Origin of the sequence: Micromonospora humida, assembly GCF_016901255.1 — a bacterium.
In the GTDB taxonomy this organism is placed as follows: domain Bacteria; phylum Actinomycetota; class Actinomycetes; order Mycobacteriales; family Micromonosporaceae; genus Micromonospora; species Micromonospora wenchangensis.
The window spans coordinates 211,238-226,948 of record NZ_JAFEUC010000010.1 but is presented as its reverse complement, the minus strand read 5'-3'; the positions used below and the strand labels follow the sequence as shown (position 1 = coordinate 226,948).

Here is a 15,711-nt window from a genome sequence, read left to right as displayed (position 1 = left end):
CACCGCGAGCGCGACGGAGGGAGTGGGCATGACCCGCAGCGTGCAGGTCATCTCGATGCGCACCTGGGGAGAGCTGGGGAACCTCCTGGCCGGCCGGACACTCGCCGCGACCCTGGCCGCCGGCCTCGACGACGTCGACGTCACCGTCGTCGAGGCCGAGACGATCTTCCCGCAGTTCGCCGAGGCCGGGGCCGCCATCCGCGAGCTGGTGGCGGCCCGGCTGCCCGCCGACGAGGTCCGGGCCGGCTACCTGAGCCTGATGGCCGACTTCACCGGCCGGCTGCCGGGCGGCCTGGACGACGACCCGGTGCCGGCGGCGACCGCCGACCGGCTGGCCGCCGTCGTCGAGCACTTCGCCACGACGAAGCCGGACCTGGTGATCGGCACCAAGGGGGTGATCTCCCGGCTGAGCCGTGCCGCGCTGCGGATCGCGGACCTGCCGACCCCGGTGGTCAACTACGTGACGAACGAGGGGCTGCTCCGGCTGCCGGTGCACCGGGCACCCCACCTGCCCGTCCACCTGGTGCAGTTCGACCGGGCCCGGGACTATCTCGTCCGCGAGCACGGCTACCGCCCCGAGCGGGTCGTACCGGTCGGCCGGTTGCTCGCGCAGGCCCAGGCCGCCCAGGTCTTCGAGGGTGCCGGTCAGGGCGGCCGCATCGGCGGCACCGACGCCGACGCCATGGAGTCGGCACTGGCCGAGGCGCGTACCCGGGTCCTGATCCTGTCCAACCGGGGCGGTCGGGAGTATCTCGCCGCCGTCGAGCGGATCGCCACCGCCCATCCGGACGCGGCGCTGGTCTTCATCGCGTACAACAATCCGACGCTCGCCACCGAGGCCGCCGAGCTGCTGACCGAGTTGAAGGTGCCGGCCTGGCAGACCTTCGACCGGCTGGCGCAGGGCGACTACCTGCGGTATCTGTCCTGGCTGCACGCCGCCGACGCGCCACTGTTCATCTCCAAGACCGGACCGAACTCGATGCTGGAGGGGCTCTACTTCGGCATCCCGCAGCTACTGGTGCGCTCCGGCCTGCCGATGGAGGAGTGGGTCGGTCCGTTCCTCGCCGAGCACGGCGTCGGCCAGGGCTTCGACCGGATGGAGGATCTGGTCGACGTCGCCGTGCGCTGGCTGGGCGACCCCGACGAGCTGCCCCGACGCCGCCACCTGGCCACCACCCTGGCCCGTACGCTGCTCGACCCGGACCGGGCCCGGCGGCGCACCGTGGCCGCCGTCGCCGCGGTGCTCGACGGCGGGCCGGCGCGGATCGACGAGGAGGCCCCGTGCTCTCCGGAGTGAGCGGCCTGGACGACGAGTGGGCGGTCGCACAGCGCGTCCTGCTGGAGCGGGTCACCGACCGGCTCGCCGGGACCGGCATGACGCCGCAGGGGCTGGAGTACGTCCGGCAGATGAAGGGCTATCCGCGGATCCCCTACTTCGCCGCGCTCTGGGTGCCGGACCCGGCACTGCGGCAGGAGTTGGGGATCGCGATCTGCACCCACGCGATGGGGATCAAGCTCGTCGACGACCTGATGGACGGCGACCAGCCGATCCGGCCCTGGGACCAGATCCTCGGCATGTTCCTCACCCAGAGCAGCACGGCGACCTTCGGTGCCCACCACCGGCCGGCCGAGGTGCTGCGCGTCTTCGACGAGGACTACGGGGTGATCTGGCGGGAGCAGATCAACGAGGCGGAACGCCCGGCACACGACCTGGACAGCTGGATCCACTACGCCAGCATCAAGTCGGGTCGGATGATGATGTGCTACGCCTCCGCCGCCTGCCTCGCCGCCGACGTCGCGGACCGGCTGCCCGCCGCGCGCGCCTTCTGCGAGGCGTTCGGCGTCCTGTTCATGATCGGTGACGACATCCGCGACCACCGCGACCTCGGAGAGGCCGGTGGCAACCTGTGCCACCTGATCCGTAGCGGGCGGGTGAGCCGCGACGCGGCCGTCGCCGCAACCCGCTGGTGGCGCGCGGAGGCGCTGCGCGCCCTGGCGGAGTTCCCACCCGAGTTCCCGATCGCCGGCTTCATGGCCGACTTCGCCGACCGTCTGATCACCTTTCTTCTGGAGGACGACCGTGTTGACATTTCCTGAGTTCAAGGCCGAGATGGACGCCAGCCAGGCGCGGGTGGTCCAGCGGTGTCTCACCGAACTCACCAGCCTGGGCATGTCCCGACAAGGGCTGGATTTCGTGCGCGAACTCCCCGGCTACCCGCGTACGCCGTACTACACGACGCTGTGGGTGCACGACCCGCAGGTGCGCGCCGACCTCGGCGCGGGGGTGTCGATCCACGCGGTCGGCGTGAAGCTGATCGACGACCTCATCGACGACGACCAGCCGCTCTCACCGCGCGACCAGATCTTCGGCGTCCAGTTGCTCTCGGTCGGCACGACGCTGCTGGCCAGCCACCAGCGCCCGGTCGAGGTGCTGAAGACCCTCGAGGACGACTACCGGGACATCTGGCGGCAGGAGATCGTCGAGGTCGCCGCGCCCCGGCCGACCACCGTCGAGTCGTGGATCGCGGCGGCCCGGATCAAGGCCGGGGTGATGCTCGCCAACTACGCCGCGGTCAACTGTCTCGCGGGCGGGGTTCCCGAGCTGGTGGGGCCGGCCCGGGAGTTCGGTGAGGCACTGGGCGTGCTCTACATGATCGGCGACGACGCGGTCGACTTCGACGAGATCCGGGAGCGCGACGGGAACCTCGCCCACCTGGTCGCCTCGGGCGCGGTCGACCTCACCGACGTCGCCGCCGCGATCGACGAGTGGCGCGACCGGGCCGTCGCGGCGGTGCGGCAGGGCGACCCGGTGTGCGACCTGGTGCCGTTCTTCGACCACTTCGCGGTGAAGCTCAAGGGCCTGCTCAGCCGGCCGGCGGCGACCGTCTGATGACGCCGCACCAACCGCTCGCCCGGCTACTGGCCGGGAAACTGGTGGATCCGGCACCCGAGGGCTGTCAGCGGGACTTCAGCCGGCTGCACTGCCGGCAGCCACAGGCGGTCGTCTTCCCCGCAGGTGTCGCCGACGTGCAGGAGACGGTGCGGTACGCCCTCGCCGGCGGGCTGGCGGTCGTCGCACGAGGTAACGGGTGCAGCAGCAACGGGCAGAGCCTCACCGACAGCCTGCAACTGGACACCGCCGCGTTGGACCGGATCGAACTTCTCGGGGCGGCGACGGTGCGCGTCGAGTCGGGGGTGCGCTGGGGAACCCTGCACCGCTGGCTGCACGAGCACGGCCTCGCCCTGCCGGTGGTGACCAGCAACGAGCACGCCACAGTCGGCGGGACGCTGTCGGTCGGCGGGTTCGGGCCGACGTCACCCTTCGTCGGCTCGGTCGTCGACCAGGTGACGGCGCTGGATGTCGTCACGGGTGACGGCACGCTCGTGCACGCGACCGCCGACGGTCCGCACCCGGAGTTGTTCCGGTACGCGCTCTGCGGCCTCGGCCAGGTGGCGGTGATCGTCCGGGCCGACCTGCGGGTGGTCCCGGCGGAACCGGCCGTCCTGGTCCGCCGGCTCGGTGGCGACGACCTCGCCACGGTGGCGGAGCAGGTGTGGGGCGACGAGCGGCTGCGGATCTGTCGCACGGTGTACTCCACCGCCGCCGGCCGGTGGAAGGTCGAGGTCGGGCGGGCGGCGAGTGACGCGGCGGACGGGTCGGACGAGACCCTGGTCGCCGACTACCACCAGCGGCTGTTCGAGGCGGAGGCGGGATTCTCGGTCGGCATCGCCCGCGCCCAGGTCGCCGCGGGTCTGCTGGCCGACGACGCCGAGGCGCGTCGGCTGTGGAGCGACTTCTTCCTGCCGATGGAGAAGGCTGACGCCTTCTTCGCCGCCGTCCGCGACAGGTTCGCCGACCCCGCCGTGATCCCGGTGGTCAACGGCACGTTCCTGCGCCCCGGGGACCGGCCCCGACCACCGCTGAGCCCGCTGCCCGACGCCGACCGGGTACGCACGTTCGGCTTCTACTGCATCGTGCCCCCGGAACGGGTGGACGCCTACCGGGAGCACTTCGACGCGGCGGGAGCGCTCTGTCACGACCTCGGCGGCCGGGTCTACCTGCACGGCTACCACCGGGTGGAGCGGGACTTCTACCGGGCCCAGTTCGGTGGGCCGATCGTCGACAGGTGGCGGGAGGTGAAGCGCCGCTACGACCCGGGAACCGTGCTCGGCCCCCGGCTTCCGATCTGAACCGTTCCGTGGCCCGGCCCGCCGGCCCGCGTCCGCCCGCGCGGTGCCGGTCGGGTCGAACCGGCTCGGGTCGAGGGCGTCGGTCCGATCCGCCGCGCGAACGATTTCGATCGACTATCATCGATTCCAGCGAGGTGCGCCGACACCCGGTGTCGACCGGCGTCCCCGCTCCGCCGCGCAGCCGTGCGCCGTCCCCCGGAGGAACCGCCACCGCCATGAGACCGACGAGCAGCCTTCTCGGCGTCGCCGCGGCGGCCCTGACACTGGCCGCCGCCCTGGCCGGGGTCAGCGCCCCCGGCACCGCCTCGGCCGGCACGACCCCGCCCTCAGGCACCGCGGTGCCGGCCAGCCCGCCGCCGAGCAGTCCTGTGCCGGCCAGCCCGCCGCCGAGCGGGGCCGCCTGCACCGTCCGGTACTCGGCCTACACCTGGGACACCTACCTGACGAGCAGCATCACCATCACCAATACCGGCGTCACCACGATCACCTCCTGGCGGCTGACGTTCCCGCTGCCTCCCGGGCAACGCATCACCACCGGCTGGAACGCGGTGTACTCGCCGTCGAGTGGCACCGTCACGGCCCGTGGCCACGACGACCACGTCACCATCGGGCCGGGCGGGGCGATCGCCATCGGGTTCGTGGCCGACCACACCGGTGACACCGGGAGCCCGTCCTCGTTCACCCTCAACGGGACACCCTGCGCGCTCGGCTGAGCGGGCGGTCAGGCGGGGGGCCGATCCGCAGGTCTCAGTGGGCCGACGGCGGCCAGCGGTACGTGCGCCACGCGTGCCAGGTCGGGAATCCCGCCGGGGGAGCATCGATGGGTTCACTGCCGTCGAGTTCCCCCGGTGTGGGGACGTCGAGGCGGGTGGCCCACCCGGCGAGTTCCTCATCCGCCATGGGCCAGGTCGTGTGCGGCGCGTCGGCCTGGCGTCGGTCACGCCGTCTGCGCTGCTCGGCCGGGGTGAGCGTGAAGTAGTGCAGCTCCACCCTCGCGCCGAGGTCCGCTGCGGCCCGGCGCAGGGCGGAACGCTCGTCGCGGCACCACAGGCCGTAGTCGATCACCACGTTGGTGCCGAGTTCGAGGGCGCGCAGTCCGATCCCGATGAGCCGCCCCTCGATGACGGCCCCCGCCAGGGGAGGGTTCCCGGGCCCGTAGAGCGCCTTCACCCACTCGTCCTTCGTCAGGCGAAGGGCGTTGTGTTCGACCTCGATACGCCGCGCCGCCGTCGTCTTCCCGGTGCAGGGGAGTCCCACGGTCAGGAACAGTGTCGGTCGCCCCATCGTCACCCTCCGGTCGGCGCGCGCCCCATCATCGCTCATCTCCGCGCCTGCCGCTCGCGGTTCGGAGGGTGGGAGCCGGCCGCTCAGGCCGCGGCGCCGTCATCCGACGCAGCGGTGCGGCGCAGTTCGCGCAGGACGCCGTGGCGGCGCAGGGCCCAGGCGAGGCGGGGCACGCTCGGGTGCCGGATGAACAGCACGGCGGCCCGGCGGGCCAGGCCGACCCGGTCGGCGTCCACCTGGTTCTCGACCACCTGCCAGACCAGTTCGCGCACCCGGGCGTCGTCCAGCACCGCGCGTACCTCACGCCGCACCCGGGGGTCCTCGGCCGCCGAGGTGAAGGCGGCAGCCAGACCCGGCCGGTCGACACGCGGTCGCACCACCGCCGCGAGGAGGGGCCGGCGTACCTCGTCGCGTTCCAGCAGCAGCAACACCGCCTCCCGGATCTCGGTGGTGTCCAGGCTGGACCGCAGCAGCCGCAGCAGGCTGCGTTCCACCTCGCGGTCGTGGTCCGGGACGGAGAGCGCGGCCAGCAGCAGCGCCACCTCGTCGAGGTCGATGACGTGGCGCACCCCGTCGCGGAACTCCGGTAGGCCCCAGGCCGCCTGCAAGGCCGTCACGAGATCGCGGTTCACGGCCCTCCGCTACCCGCAACGGGCAACGGGCGAAACCCCAGGGCCAGTCCGCCTCGTCGGCCGTTGCCTCCGCTGGTCCTACCGGACACCGTCGGTCGGGCCGCCGGGTGACGGGGTCGACCACGCAGCCGGCCGACGTCGCGGCGGCTAAGGGGTGGCGGTAGTCCCACCGCGTGGCGCATAGTTATCGTACGCGTATAGTTTATGTGTAAGAAAACGATGAGGAGTACGCATGGCCCAGCTGGAGCCGAGCAGGCGTTGCGCACTGGTCGCGGTGGCCCTGGCACAGTTCATGGTCACCCTGGACATGACAATCGTTAATGTCGCCCTGCCGTCGCTCGATGCCGAGCTCGGTCTCGGAGAGGCTCAGCTGCCCTGGGTCGTCAACATCTACGCCCTGCTGTTCGGCGGTTTCCTCATGCTCGGCGGCCGTGCGGCCGATCTGTTCGGCCAGCGCCGCCTGCTGCTGAGTGGCACGGTGCTCTTCGCGTTCGCGTCGCTGTTGGGTGGACAGGCGCAGGCGCCGTGGCAGCTGATCGTGGCCCGCGCCCTGCAGGGCGCGGGCGCCGCCATGATGGCGCCGGCCGCGCTCGCCGTGCTCACGCTGACCCAGCGCGAGGGCCGGGAACGCATCCGTGCCCTGGGCGTCTACGCTGCGGTCTCGGCTGTGGGCGGTGCGGCCGGGGTGCTCAGTGGCGGTCTGCTCACCCAGTACGCGGGTTGGCGATGGGTGATGCTGGTCAACGTTCCGATGGCCGCCTGTGTTGTCCTGCTCGCCCTGGCGAGCGTGCCGGGCGGGCTGCTCAGCGCTCCGCTCGGTCGGAAGCTGGACGTCGGTGGCGCGGTGCTGGTCACCGGTGGTGTGGGCACCCTGGTGCTCGGGCTCGTCGGCACCGAACAGCAGGGCTGGGGTTCGACCACGACCCTGCTCACCCTCGGTGCGGCAGTGCTGCTGCTCGTGCTTTTCGTACTGTGGGAGACCCGAGGCGTCAAGGGCGACCCGCTCGTACGCCTCGGCCTGCTCACCAAGCGCAATGTCGCCGGTGCCAACCTCTTCATCCTGCTGCTCTGCGCGGGTCAGTTCGCGGCCTTCTACTTCATCTCGCTCTATCTGCAGGAGGTGCTGCGCTTCGACGCGGCGCGCGCCGGGGCCGCCTTCCTACCGCTGACGCTCACCGTGGTGGTGGCGATCAACATCTCGACCCGGCTCCTTCCCCGGACCGGCCCCAGGGTGCTGCTGGTGGCCGGCGGCCTGCTCGCCGCGGTGGGCTTCGCCTGGTTCGGGGCGCTCGACGTCGACGGCAGCTTCGTGGCCGACCTGCTGGGCCCCTCGATCCTCACCGGCCTGGGCATGGGCATCTCGTTCGTGCCGCTCACCGGAGCCGCAGTCGGTGGTCTGCCCCGGCACGAGGCCGGCATGGCCTCGGCCGTGCTCAACAGCTCCCGCCAGATCGGCGGTTCTCTCGGCCTGGCCGCCCTGGTCACCGCGCAGACCACGTACACGGCCCACCGCCGTGCCGCCGGTGACCCGCCCCTGGACGCGCTGACCGATGGATTCGGCGTCGGCCTGACGCTGTCGGGCGCGCTGCTGTTCGTCGCCGCCCTCGTGGCACTGTTCGTCCTCCCCGGTAAGTGGGCCGCCGGACCGATGGCCCGGCGCGGTGCGGGATCGCCTTCCTCCAGAACGACCACCGCGCCCGCCGAGCCGCGCCCGGACCGTGCTGCCCCGCCCCTCCGCGAATCGAGGTGACGACCCCGATGGCTGGGCAGCCCCGGCTGTGGCAGCTACTGCGCCCCCAGTACCACCGATACGCCCCTGCCCACCTGGTCAGGCCCCTTGGTCACGGTGGAGAGGGCTCAGTGTCGAGATCGCGACAGCGCGGCATCGTCCACAGTGGTTCCCCAACCGGCAGGTGCTGTCGATAATCGAACGATGATTGTCGGCGCGGCGCGACGATACCTTGGGCGTAGCCAAGCGGAGTTCGACGACATTCGTTCTGCGCTGTGGACGAACGAGATTGGCGCTGACGCCTATGCCGGGGCGGGCGAGAAATACCAGGCGGCTATACTTGAGCAGTACCGGATATGCGTTGAGATGGCGGACCGGGTCAGCGCCCGCCGCAGTGTGGCCAACACCTTCTTCTTAACCGCGAACACCGCTGTCTTCACTGCGCTCAACGTCGCGTGGTCGTTGAGCAGTCAATCGTCCCGGTGGGTGTTGCTCCTACCGTTGGTTGTACTGATCGTTCAATGCGTCGCCTGGTTCTGGATGCTGCGGTCCTACCGGCAGCTTTCCTCGGCCAAATTTCGTGTCGTTGGCGCGATGGAGGAGCGCCTCCCTGCCTCCCCCTACTGGCGGGCGGAGTGGAAGGGGCTGGGTTCTGGCCGGGACCGCTCTCTCTACTGGCCGATGGCGCAGCTTGAGCAGTGGGTGCCCAGCACCTTCGCGCTCGCCTATCTCTTGGTGCTTATAACGATTTTGGTGGGCTGAAAGTGTATGAAAGTCTCTTTCGTGCCTGACAACGATGGCGCGCAACTGATCTTACATCGCCTCTCCCCGGGAGTTGCTGGATGAGAACCAATGAAGATGGATTCACGGTCAATGTGAAGGCCAAGTCCGGGGCATCGATTAAGGGTGTAGTTCCGCCGGGGTTCGCCGAGTTGACCGACAGCGGGATCGTGACCTCCTTCACTCTTCTTGCGGACGGCTACCCCCTCGGGCGTCACTTCGCCCTCGACAAGAAACACAACGCGCGCGAGGAGCGCGTCCGCGGGATCCTCGCGCATCTGGCGAGCGCCGGCTTGGCCGTTGCCGCCAACGGCGTGCTTTATCGCAGGACGGGGCAACGATTGAACATGCCGACGATGTTCGTGTTCAAAGGAATCAGCAAACGCCTGATCAACCTGCTGCCGCACGTCACTGACGCAGAGCTCGGCTACTATGACCATACTGGCCAGATCGTAATCGAAGGAACGATCCGCCTGTCATGAGCGGCCCGGCGGGAATGAGGATTTTCCTCTCGTACAACAAAGCCGACCTCGGGTGGGCCCGCTGGATCGCCGAGGTGATAAAGGAGTCGGGCAACACGGCAGTGTTCCAGGAGTTGGATTCTCCGCCAGGAGAGAACTTCCCGCTGTGGATTTCGCGTGAGCTGGACCGGGCTGACATCGTGCTGCCCATATTTTCGAGGCACTACTTCGTGTCACCGTGGTGCACTACCGAGTGGACAAGCGCTCTGAATCGCCGCAGAATGGTGCCCGTGCAGGTTGAACCGTGCGACATACCTATCATTCTGAGGGGCATCACTCGCGTCAACCTCGCTGGAAAATCGAAGACGGCTTGCCGTGACTTGCTACTCCGTGGGTTGCGTGATCCCGCCGCCGGCACCGAAATTCCGGCAACGCACGTGGACCAACTCGCGCAACGGATGCTTGGTCGATGGAAACGCGTGGCGATCGGTGCTGCCATTCTTGGCATCTTCACCAGCGGTGTCTTCATTCCGGATCCTGGTGGAAACGGTCAAGACGGTGGCGAAGGGGCCGGCAACGACCTCATCGGAGGGGGTGACGGAAGCTTCTTCTGAACGTGTGCCCTCCGCATGCTGAGGACCGGTTGGTTGCGACGTACCGCAGAACGAGGATGGCTTGCACGATCAGGGTTGCCGACGTGACAACCTGCTGGGGGCGATCGAGGCGACCGTGGGAGGCCAGCCGGGTCAGCCCACGGTCTGCCTCAGCAACCCGTCGATGACCGCGATCAGCCCCGACCGGTGCGTGTCGCGTGCGGTGAGTGTCGGCCACCGGCCGGCGAGGGCGGACAGCCGCGGAAACTGCGCGGGGTCGAGGTTGGCGAACGCCTTCTCCCGGTGTGCTCCCGCGTCCGGCCGGGAGTAGTGCTTCCCGCGGGAAGCCCGCAGCATCAGCTCGCCGGCGGTGTAGTACCAGATCACCCGGTAGGCGTAGACGGCCTGCTCGGGAGTCATGCCACAGCGGACGGCACCGTCGATGATGTTCTCGACGATCCACAGGGCGGAGACCGCCATCAGGTCGTCGGAGGCGAGCACCTCGACGATCCACGGGCACTCGGCCAGGATGTCGTGCAGCAGCTGGGCCGCCGTGATCAGCTGGTCCCGGGGCTCCGGCGGCAGGTCCGGGCGCGGGAACTGCGCGGCGTGCTCCTCCAGCAGCAGGAGCAGCAGCTCGTCCTTGTCCTTCACGTGGTGGTAGAGCGCCATCGGCGTGCTGTCCAGATCCTTGGCGAGGCGACGCATCGACAGGCTCCCGACGCCCTCCGTACCGAGGATCCGTCGGGCCGCCGCCACGATGGCTTCCCTGGACAGGCGTGCGGGGCGTCCCATCCGACCGGCCTGCGACGAGGAAGACTGCATAACGGCTCCGGACCCTCACTGGTACGGGGAGCCTCGACCTGCGGCGTCGCCGCCTTCGCGCAGGGGACGTTCCCGGTGAACCGCACCACCGTATCCGGCGGACCGGGTCGACCGCGCGCCAGGAGCCGTCGCGTCGAGGACGTCGGGGGGTACCGACCCCGGCCGGATCCGGCCGGTGGTCAGGGTGGCGGCGGGCGTCAGCGCCGTCGCGGCGGGTTCAGGCCGCCGCCTGCCGGGGGCAGAGCATCGGGTGCAGCAGCCGGGACAGCTCGTCGACGTCGGTGACGGGTCGTCCGAAGCTCACCCTCGCCCGTCGGACCGCACCGGGCCGGCCGTACGCGACCGTCAGGCCGTACCTGTCGATCCGGACCACCCGTGGCGACTCGGCACCGGAGAGCTTCAACTGCCGGCGCAGGTGGACCGCGACCTGCTCGGCGTGGTGGTCAGCGAGGTCGGCCACCAGGTCCGCCTCGGCCGCGTGCAACGGGTCGGGCTCGGCCTGCGCGTACGCCTGCGGGTCGATCGGGCGCATGCCGTCGGTGCGTTCCCAGCGGGCCTCGGTCACCGCGAACCGGTGCAGCTGGAACCTGCTGCCCACGTCGAGCAGGTCGCCGGTGGGCCGGGTGGCGGCGAAGTCCATCGCGGCCTGTCGCGCCGCGTCGCCGTCGAGGCGTTCGGCCCAGCCGGAGACCCAGGCCCGGCCGAGCGAGGGGGCGTCGGCGGTGGGTGGCAGGTCGAGCACGTCGAGGACGGTGGCGACGTCGGTGTCCCCGGCCGGCGGCGCGAGTGCCGTGGCGAGGTCGCCGGACGCCGGCACCAGCAGCAGCACCCGGCCGGCCGGATCGGTGGCGTGCCTGACCTGGTGCGGGCCGGTGCTGCCGGCCAGGTGGGCGAGGGCGGGCAGTCGTCCCGCGACGAGGGTACGCACGATCTCCGCCGGGCTGGGTCGCATGATCCCGATCTCCTCAACATAGGTTAGCCTTACCTAACTCGCAGGCTAGACCATCCGATCGGAGACGTCGAACGTGAACCACCCCCGTCCCAAGGCCCGGCTCTCCCGTGCCCTCGGCATTCCGCTGACCCGCAAGTGCGTGCGCTACTTCGAGCGGCGTCCCTACCCGCCGGGCGTGCACGGCCGCAACCGGCGCAAGACCTCCGACTACCAGGTACGGCTGCTGGAGAAGCAGCGGCTGCGCCATCAGTACAACGTCAGCGAGGCCCAGTTGCGCCGCACGTTCGACGAGGCCGCCCGGGGCGTCGGGAAGACCGGCGAGTCGCTGGTCGCCCTCCTGGAACGGCGACTCGACGCGCTGGTGCTCCGGGCCGGGCTGGCCCGCAGCATCTACCAGGCGCGCCAGCTCGTCGGGCACGGCCACTTCACGGTGGACGGAGGCAAGGTCGACCGGCCCTCGTACCGGCTGCGGCCCGGCCAGGTGGTCGCGGTACGCGAGCGCAGCCGCACCCTGCCGCCGTTCCAGCTCGCCGCCGCCGGCGCGCACGCCGACGACCGACCCCGGCCCTACCTGTCGGTGGAGCTGACCGGGCTGCGCGCCACGCTGCTGCGCGAGCCCGCCCGGCACGAGGTGCCGGTGATCTGCGACGAGCAGCTCGTGGTGGAGTTCTACTCCCGCTGAGCGGTCAGCGGCGGCCCGGTCCACCGCCCGTGCCGTGGTCGCGGTACGGGCGGGTCGCCGCCGACCACCGCCGATCCCGGCGCGTCGCCGGCCCGGGTCGGCGTGCCGTCGGCGCGGGCGGTCCACGCCGCCCACAGCCGGGCGTAGCTGCCGTCCGCCCCGATCAGCTCGGCGTGCGGGCCGCTCTCGACGATCTCGCCACGGTCCATGACGACGATGTGGTCCGCGGTCACGGCCTGGGTGAGGCGGTGGGCGACGACCAGGGCGGTGCGTCCCGCCAACGCCGCGGCGGCGGCCTGTTCGAGGTCGCGCGCCCCCGCGCTGCCGGCTTCCGCGGTCGCCTCGTCCAGCACCACGACCGCCGGGTCGAGCAGGACCACCCGGGCGAGCGCCAACTGCTGCGCCTGCGCGGCGGTCAGTGGGTGGCCGCCCTCGCCGACCACGGTGTCCAGCCCGTCGGGGAGGGCGAGCGCCCAGGTCAGGGCGCCGACCCGGGCCAGGGCTGCGGTGAGTTCCTCCGGCGGGGCCTGCGGCCGGGCCAACCGCAGGTCCTCGGTGAGCGGCCCGGCGAACACGTGGGTCTCCTGGCTGACCAGGGCGATCGTCCGGGCGGGCAGCTCGGGGACGGGAACACCGCCCAGGGTGGCCACGCCGTTGCCGGGGCGCAGCACCCCGGCGGCGATCGACGCGACGGTGGTCTTCCCGGCGCCGGTGGAGCCGACCAGCGCGACCACCCGGCCCGCCCCGACCCGCAGCGAGACGTCGCGCAGCACCGGCGTCACCCCGTCGTAGCTGAAGCTGACGCCGTCCAGCACGAGGTCGTGCGTCGCGGGCTTGGTGCCGCCCGCGCGACGGTCCGGGTCCGTGCTCAGCACCCCGACGAGGCGGGCCAGGCTGGCCCCCGCGTCCTGGGCCTTGTCGAAGGTGACCATCAGTTGCAGGACCGGGCCGAACAGCCGGTGCAGCAGCAACGCGGCCGCCGACACCTCGCCGAGGGTGACGGCTTCCCGGCGTACGAGCAGGAACCCCACCACCAGCACCGCGCCGAGCCCGGCCAGCTCCGCTGCGTTGATCCGTCCCACGAACCGGGTGTAGAGGGCGAACACGCTCGTCGAGAGGTCCCGGGCGCGGGCGGAGGCGTCCGCGATGCCGCCGAGGTGCCGGTCCTCCAGCCGGTAGGCGTGCACCGTGCTGATGCCCTGAACGCTCTCGACGAACCGTTGGGACCGCTGGGCGATGGCGACCCGCTCGGCCGCGTAGGCCGGCGCGGCCCGGGGGAGATACCACCGCGCACCGAGCACGTAGAGCGGGACGGCGACCGCGCCGGCCAGCCCGAGCCGCCAGTCGATGCCGACGATCGTGCCGAGGCTGATCGCCGCCAGCAACAGGGCCGAGACCAGGGTGGGCAGGACCTCGGTGACGGCCCGGTCGATGGCGCTGACGTCCGCGCCGACCCGCGAGACCAGGTCGCCGCGGCCCGCCCGGTCGAGCACCGCCACAGGCAACCGCAACGCGACGTCCAGGGCGCGTTCGCGCAGGTCGGCGAGGATGCCCGCACCCAACCGGCGGATCAGGTGGGCGCTGACACCGGTGGCCGCACCACCGACGACGGCGGCGGTCGCGATGAGCACGGCGACCGGAACGAGCACCTCGGTGCCGCCGCCGGCGCGGACCCGGTCGACCAGCAGGCCGAAGGCGTAGGCGGGGACGATCGCGGTGGCGGCGGCGAGCAGCCCGACGACCAGCGTGCCGGAGGCGGCCCCCCGGCGGGCCCGCAGTTGCGCGCCGAGCCACGCCCTGCTCTCGCGCGGGCTGGCCACGGGCAGGGTCGGGGACGTCACCGCAGCACCGCCCGGCGGTAGCTGTCGTCGTCGGCGACGAGTTCGGCGTGTGTCCCCTCGGCGGCGACGACCCCGTCGGCGACGAACACGACCCGGTCGGTGGCGGCGAGCAACGTCGGACTGCTGGTGATGACGACGGTGCCGTAACCGCCGTCCGACCCGTGCCGCAGCGACCGGATGCCGTCGGCGACAGCCTGTTCGGTGACCGCGTCGACGGCGGTGGTCGGGTCGTGCAGGACCAGCAGCGGCGGCCCGGCGAGCAGCGCGCGGGCGAGCGCGACGCGTTGCCGTTGGCCGCCGGAGAGGTTCGCGCCGCGTTCGGTGACCGGCATCCGCAGGCCCGCCGGATGCAGGTGCGCCACCTCGTCGGCGGCAGCGGCGCGCAGGGCCTCGTCGAGCCGTCCACCGTCGTCGTCGTGCAGGGTGACGTTCGTGGCGAGGGTGCCGGTGAACAGGTCGGTGCGGTGCGGTTCGCTGTGCAGCAGGTGACGCGCCCGGTCCCGGTCGACGGTCTCCAGCCGTTCGCCGCCGAGCAGGACGTCACCCGTATGGCCGTCGGGCACCGCCAGCAGCCGCGCCAGCGCCTCGGCGTCCGCCGACCGGGGAGCCACCACGCCGACGAACTCCCCGGCGTGCACGTGCAGGTGCAGGCCGGCCAGCGGGCCGTACGTCACGTCGGTCAGGCGCAGCTCGCACCCGTCGGGCACGGCGGTGCCCGGCGGCAGGACCACGTCGGCCCGCAGGACGGCGGCGACCCGGTCCGCCGCCGCGCGGGCGGCAGCCGTCCAGCCGGGTACGACCGCGAGCACGCCGAACGGTTCGACGAGGAACTGCGCGGAGCCGATCACCGTGATGAACTGACCGACGGTGATGCGGCCGGTCAGTGCGAACCAGCCCGCCATCAGTGCGATGCCCCCGGCCAGCAGGCTGCTCAGCATGGTGGACGCGCCCAGGTACGCGTTCTGGGTCCGGGAGGCGCGCAGGGTGGCGGCCAGGCTGTGGCGGCTCACCCGGCGGTACCGCCCGGTCCCGGCGTCCTGCGCGCCGATGCCGCGCAGCGGGCGTAGCCCGGTGACCAGGTCGGTGGCGAGCGCGCTGGCCCGACCCGCCTGGTCCTGCTGTTCCTTGACGCGCCTGGCGATCAGCGGGGCGGTGAGGGTGAGGACCGCCAGCACGACCGGGATGGCGATCAGCACGGTCAGCCCGAGTGGCGTCGAGATCAGCAGCAGCGCGACCGCGCTGACCGTGACCGCCACCAGGGCGCTGGTGACCCGTGGGATGTGGTCGAGCAGGTAGGAGGTGTACTCGGCGTCGGTGGTGGTGACCGCGAGCAGGTCGCCGGTGTGCCGGCCGGTGCGCAGCACCCGCGGGTGGAGGATCTTCGCCGCCAGTTCGACCCGTAGCTGGTGGCCCTCCTCGGCGATGGCCCGTTGCAGGTTGCGCGCGCCGAAGCGGTACGTCACCACCAGGACGAGATAGACCAGCGCCAGGGCCGCAGTCCAGGCGAGCAGCGCGGTCACTGCACCGGTGGCGACGGCCCGGTCGACGATGACGCCGACGAGGATCGGCACCAGGGCCGCGCAGAGTTGGTAGACGCCGGCCAGCGCCGTGCCGGTCCAGAGGCGTCGCCCGTTGCGGGCGACCGCCCGGCGCAGGACCGCAGAGCCGGTACTGACCTTGCTCACTACGTAGTACCCCCTGGTCAACGGCTCAGGAACGGGGAGTACTTTACCGATCAAGT

Annotated in this window: 16 protein-coding genes; 10 read left to right on the top strand and 6 right to left on the bottom strand. The window is 71.6% G+C overall.

Going from position 1 to position 15,711, the window contains the following annotated elements; all coding sequences use genetic code 11:
* The first annotated feature begins 28 nt into the window (after positions 1–28).
* From JQX11_RS21050 to JQX11_RS21030, 5 genes are all read left to right on the top strand, one after another.
* Positions 29–1,297 (top strand): glycosyltransferase family protein, encoded by a 1,269-nt coding sequence (locus tag JQX11_RS21050; RefSeq protein WP_204926680.1) that lies wholly within the window; start codon positions 29–31, stop codon positions 1,295–1,297.
* Positions 1,282–2,097 (top strand): isoprenoid biosynthesis enzyme family protein, encoded by an 816-nt coding sequence (locus tag JQX11_RS21045; protein ID WP_204926679.1) that lies wholly within the window; start codon positions 1,282–1,284, stop codon positions 2,095–2,097. Before JQX11_RS21050 ends, JQX11_RS21045 begins: the two co-directional genes overlap by 16 nt.
* Complete coding sequence (locus tag JQX11_RS21040) at positions 2,084–2,890, top strand: polyprenyl synthetase family protein (RefSeq protein ID WP_204926678.1); 807 nt, start codon at positions 2,084–2,086, stop codon at positions 2,888–2,890. Before JQX11_RS21045 ends, JQX11_RS21040 begins: the two co-directional genes overlap by 14 nt.
* Positions 2,890–4,191 (top strand): FAD-binding oxidoreductase, encoded by a 1,302-nt coding sequence (locus JQX11_RS21035; protein ID WP_204926677.1) that lies wholly within the window; start codon positions 2,890–2,892, stop codon positions 4,189–4,191. The genes JQX11_RS21040 and JQX11_RS21035 overlap by 1 nt, the downstream gene beginning before the upstream one ends.
* A 215-nt stretch (positions 4,192–4,406) precedes the next feature.
* Entirely contained in the window at positions 4,407–4,904 is a 498-nt protein-coding gene (locus JQX11_RS21030) for a cellulose binding domain-containing protein (RefSeq protein ID WP_204926676.1), read from the top strand.
* Positions 4,905–4,938: 34 nt separating this feature from the next.
* On the opposite strand, the gene JQX11_RS21025 is transcribed toward JQX11_RS21030, so the two are convergent.
* Positions 4,939–5,475 carry a P-loop nucleotide/nucleoside kinase family protein gene (locus JQX11_RS21025; RefSeq protein ID WP_204926675.1) on the bottom strand — a complete coding sequence of 179 codons (537 nt, stop codon included), beginning with the start codon at positions 5,473–5,475 and terminating at the stop codon, positions 4,939–4,941.
* A gap of 83 nt (positions 5,476–5,558) precedes the next feature.
* Positions 5,559–6,107, bottom strand: coding sequence for a hypothetical protein (locus JQX11_RS21020; RefSeq protein WP_204926674.1), 549 nt, complete (start codon positions 6,105–6,107; stop codon positions 5,559–5,561).
* A gap of 232 nt (positions 6,108–6,339) precedes the next feature.
* On the opposite strand from JQX11_RS21020, the gene JQX11_RS21015 reads away from it, so the two are divergent.
* The 4 genes from JQX11_RS21015 to JQX11_RS21000 all read left to right on the top strand — a co-directional run bounded on the left by JQX11_RS21015 (position 6,340) and on the right by JQX11_RS21000 (position 9,691).
* The gene (locus JQX11_RS21015) at positions 6,340–7,857 is read left to right on the top strand and encodes an MFS transporter (RefSeq protein WP_204926673.1); all 1,518 of its coding nucleotides are present in this window, start codon (positions 6,340–6,342) and stop codon (positions 7,855–7,857) included.
* Positions 7,858–8,040: 183 nt separating this feature from the next.
* Positions 8,041–8,598, top strand: coding sequence for a RipA family octameric membrane protein (locus JQX11_RS21010; protein ID WP_204926672.1), 558 nt, complete (start codon positions 8,041–8,043; stop codon positions 8,596–8,598).
* Positions 8,599–8,678: 80 nt separating this feature from the next.
* Entirely contained in the window at positions 8,679–9,098 is a 420-nt protein-coding gene (locus JQX11_RS21005) for a hypothetical protein (RefSeq protein ID WP_204926671.1), read from the top strand.
* Positions 9,095–9,691 carry a toll/interleukin-1 receptor domain-containing protein gene (locus tag JQX11_RS21000; protein WP_204926670.1) on the top strand — a complete coding sequence of 199 codons (597 nt, stop codon included), beginning with the start codon at positions 9,095–9,097 and terminating at the stop codon, positions 9,689–9,691. The genes JQX11_RS21005 and JQX11_RS21000 overlap by 4 nt, the downstream gene beginning before the upstream one ends.
* A 132-nt stretch (positions 9,692–9,823) precedes the next feature.
* On the opposite strand, the gene JQX11_RS20995 is transcribed toward JQX11_RS21000, so the two are convergent.
* Together JQX11_RS20995 and JQX11_RS20990 are read right to left on the bottom strand one after the other, a co-directional pair.
* Positions 9,824–10,429 carry a TetR/AcrR family transcriptional regulator gene (locus tag JQX11_RS20995; RefSeq protein WP_307826281.1) on the bottom strand — a complete coding sequence of 202 codons (606 nt, stop codon included), beginning with the start codon at positions 10,427–10,429 and terminating at the stop codon, positions 9,824–9,826.
* Between the two features lie 283 nt (positions 10,430–10,712).
* Positions 10,713–11,447: a DUF2470 domain-containing protein gene (locus JQX11_RS20990; RefSeq protein ID WP_204926669.1), complete on the bottom strand. Its 735-nt coding sequence runs from the start codon at positions 11,445–11,447 to the stop codon at positions 10,713–10,715.
* Positions 11,448–11,520: 73 nt separating this feature from the next.
* Here JQX11_RS20990 and rpsD point away from each other — a divergent pair, with 73 nt between their 5' ends.
* Entirely contained in the window at positions 11,521–12,129 is a 609-nt protein-coding gene (gene rpsD / locus JQX11_RS20985) for a 30S ribosomal protein S4 (protein WP_204926668.1), read from the top strand.
* Here rpsD and JQX11_RS20980 read toward each other — a convergent pair.
* Both JQX11_RS20980 and JQX11_RS20975 read right to left on the bottom strand, forming a co-directional pair.
* Positions 12,117–13,970 (bottom strand): ABC transporter ATP-binding protein, encoded by a 1,854-nt coding sequence (locus tag JQX11_RS20980; RefSeq protein WP_204926667.1) that lies wholly within the window; start codon positions 13,968–13,970, stop codon positions 12,117–12,119. The genes rpsD and JQX11_RS20980 overlap by 13 nt on opposite strands.
* The gene (locus JQX11_RS20975; protein WP_204926666.1) at positions 13,967–15,655 is read right to left on the bottom strand and encodes an ABC transporter ATP-binding protein; all 1,689 of its coding nucleotides are present in this window, start codon (positions 15,653–15,655) and stop codon (positions 13,967–13,969) included. Before JQX11_RS20975 ends, JQX11_RS20980 begins: the two co-directional genes overlap by 4 nt.
* Positions 15,656–15,711: the final 56 nt, after the last annotated feature.

What these genes read in the sequence shown, in the direction of transcription:
- JQX11_RS21005 (WP_204926671.1), top strand. Translation starts at nt 8,679, where the DNA reads ATGAGAACCAATGAAGATGGATTCACGGTCAATGTGAAGGCCAAGTCC.
- JQX11_RS21010 (WP_204926672.1), top strand. Translation starts at nt 8,041, where the DNA reads ATGATTGTCGGCGCGGCGCGACGATACCTTGGGCGTAGCCAAGCGGAG.
- JQX11_RS21035 (WP_204926677.1), top strand. Translation starts at nt 2,890, where the DNA reads ATGACGCCGCACCAACCGCTCGCCCGGCTACTGGCCGGGAAACTGGTG.
- JQX11_RS21050 (WP_204926680.1), top strand. Translation starts at nt 29, where the DNA reads ATGACCCGCAGCGTGCAGGTCATCTCGATGCGCACCTGGGGAGAGCTG.
- JQX11_RS21015 (WP_204926673.1), top strand. Translation starts at nt 6,340, where the DNA reads ATGGCCCAGCTGGAGCCGAGCAGGCGTTGCGCACTGGTCGCGGTGGCC.
- JQX11_RS21025 (WP_204926675.1), bottom strand. Translation starts at nt 5,475, where the DNA reads ATGGGGCGACCGACACTGTTCCTGACCGTGGGACTCCCCTGCACCGGG.
- JQX11_RS21030 (WP_204926676.1), top strand. Translation starts at nt 4,407, where the DNA reads ATGAGACCGACGAGCAGCCTTCTCGGCGTCGCCGCGGCGGCCCTGACA.
- JQX11_RS20990 (WP_204926669.1), bottom strand. Translation starts at nt 11,447, where the DNA reads ATGCGACCCAGCCCGGCGGAGATCGTGCGTACCCTCGTCGCGGGACGA.
- JQX11_RS21000 (WP_204926670.1), top strand. Translation starts at nt 9,095, where the DNA reads ATGAGCGGCCCGGCGGGAATGAGGATTTTCCTCTCGTACAACAAAGCC.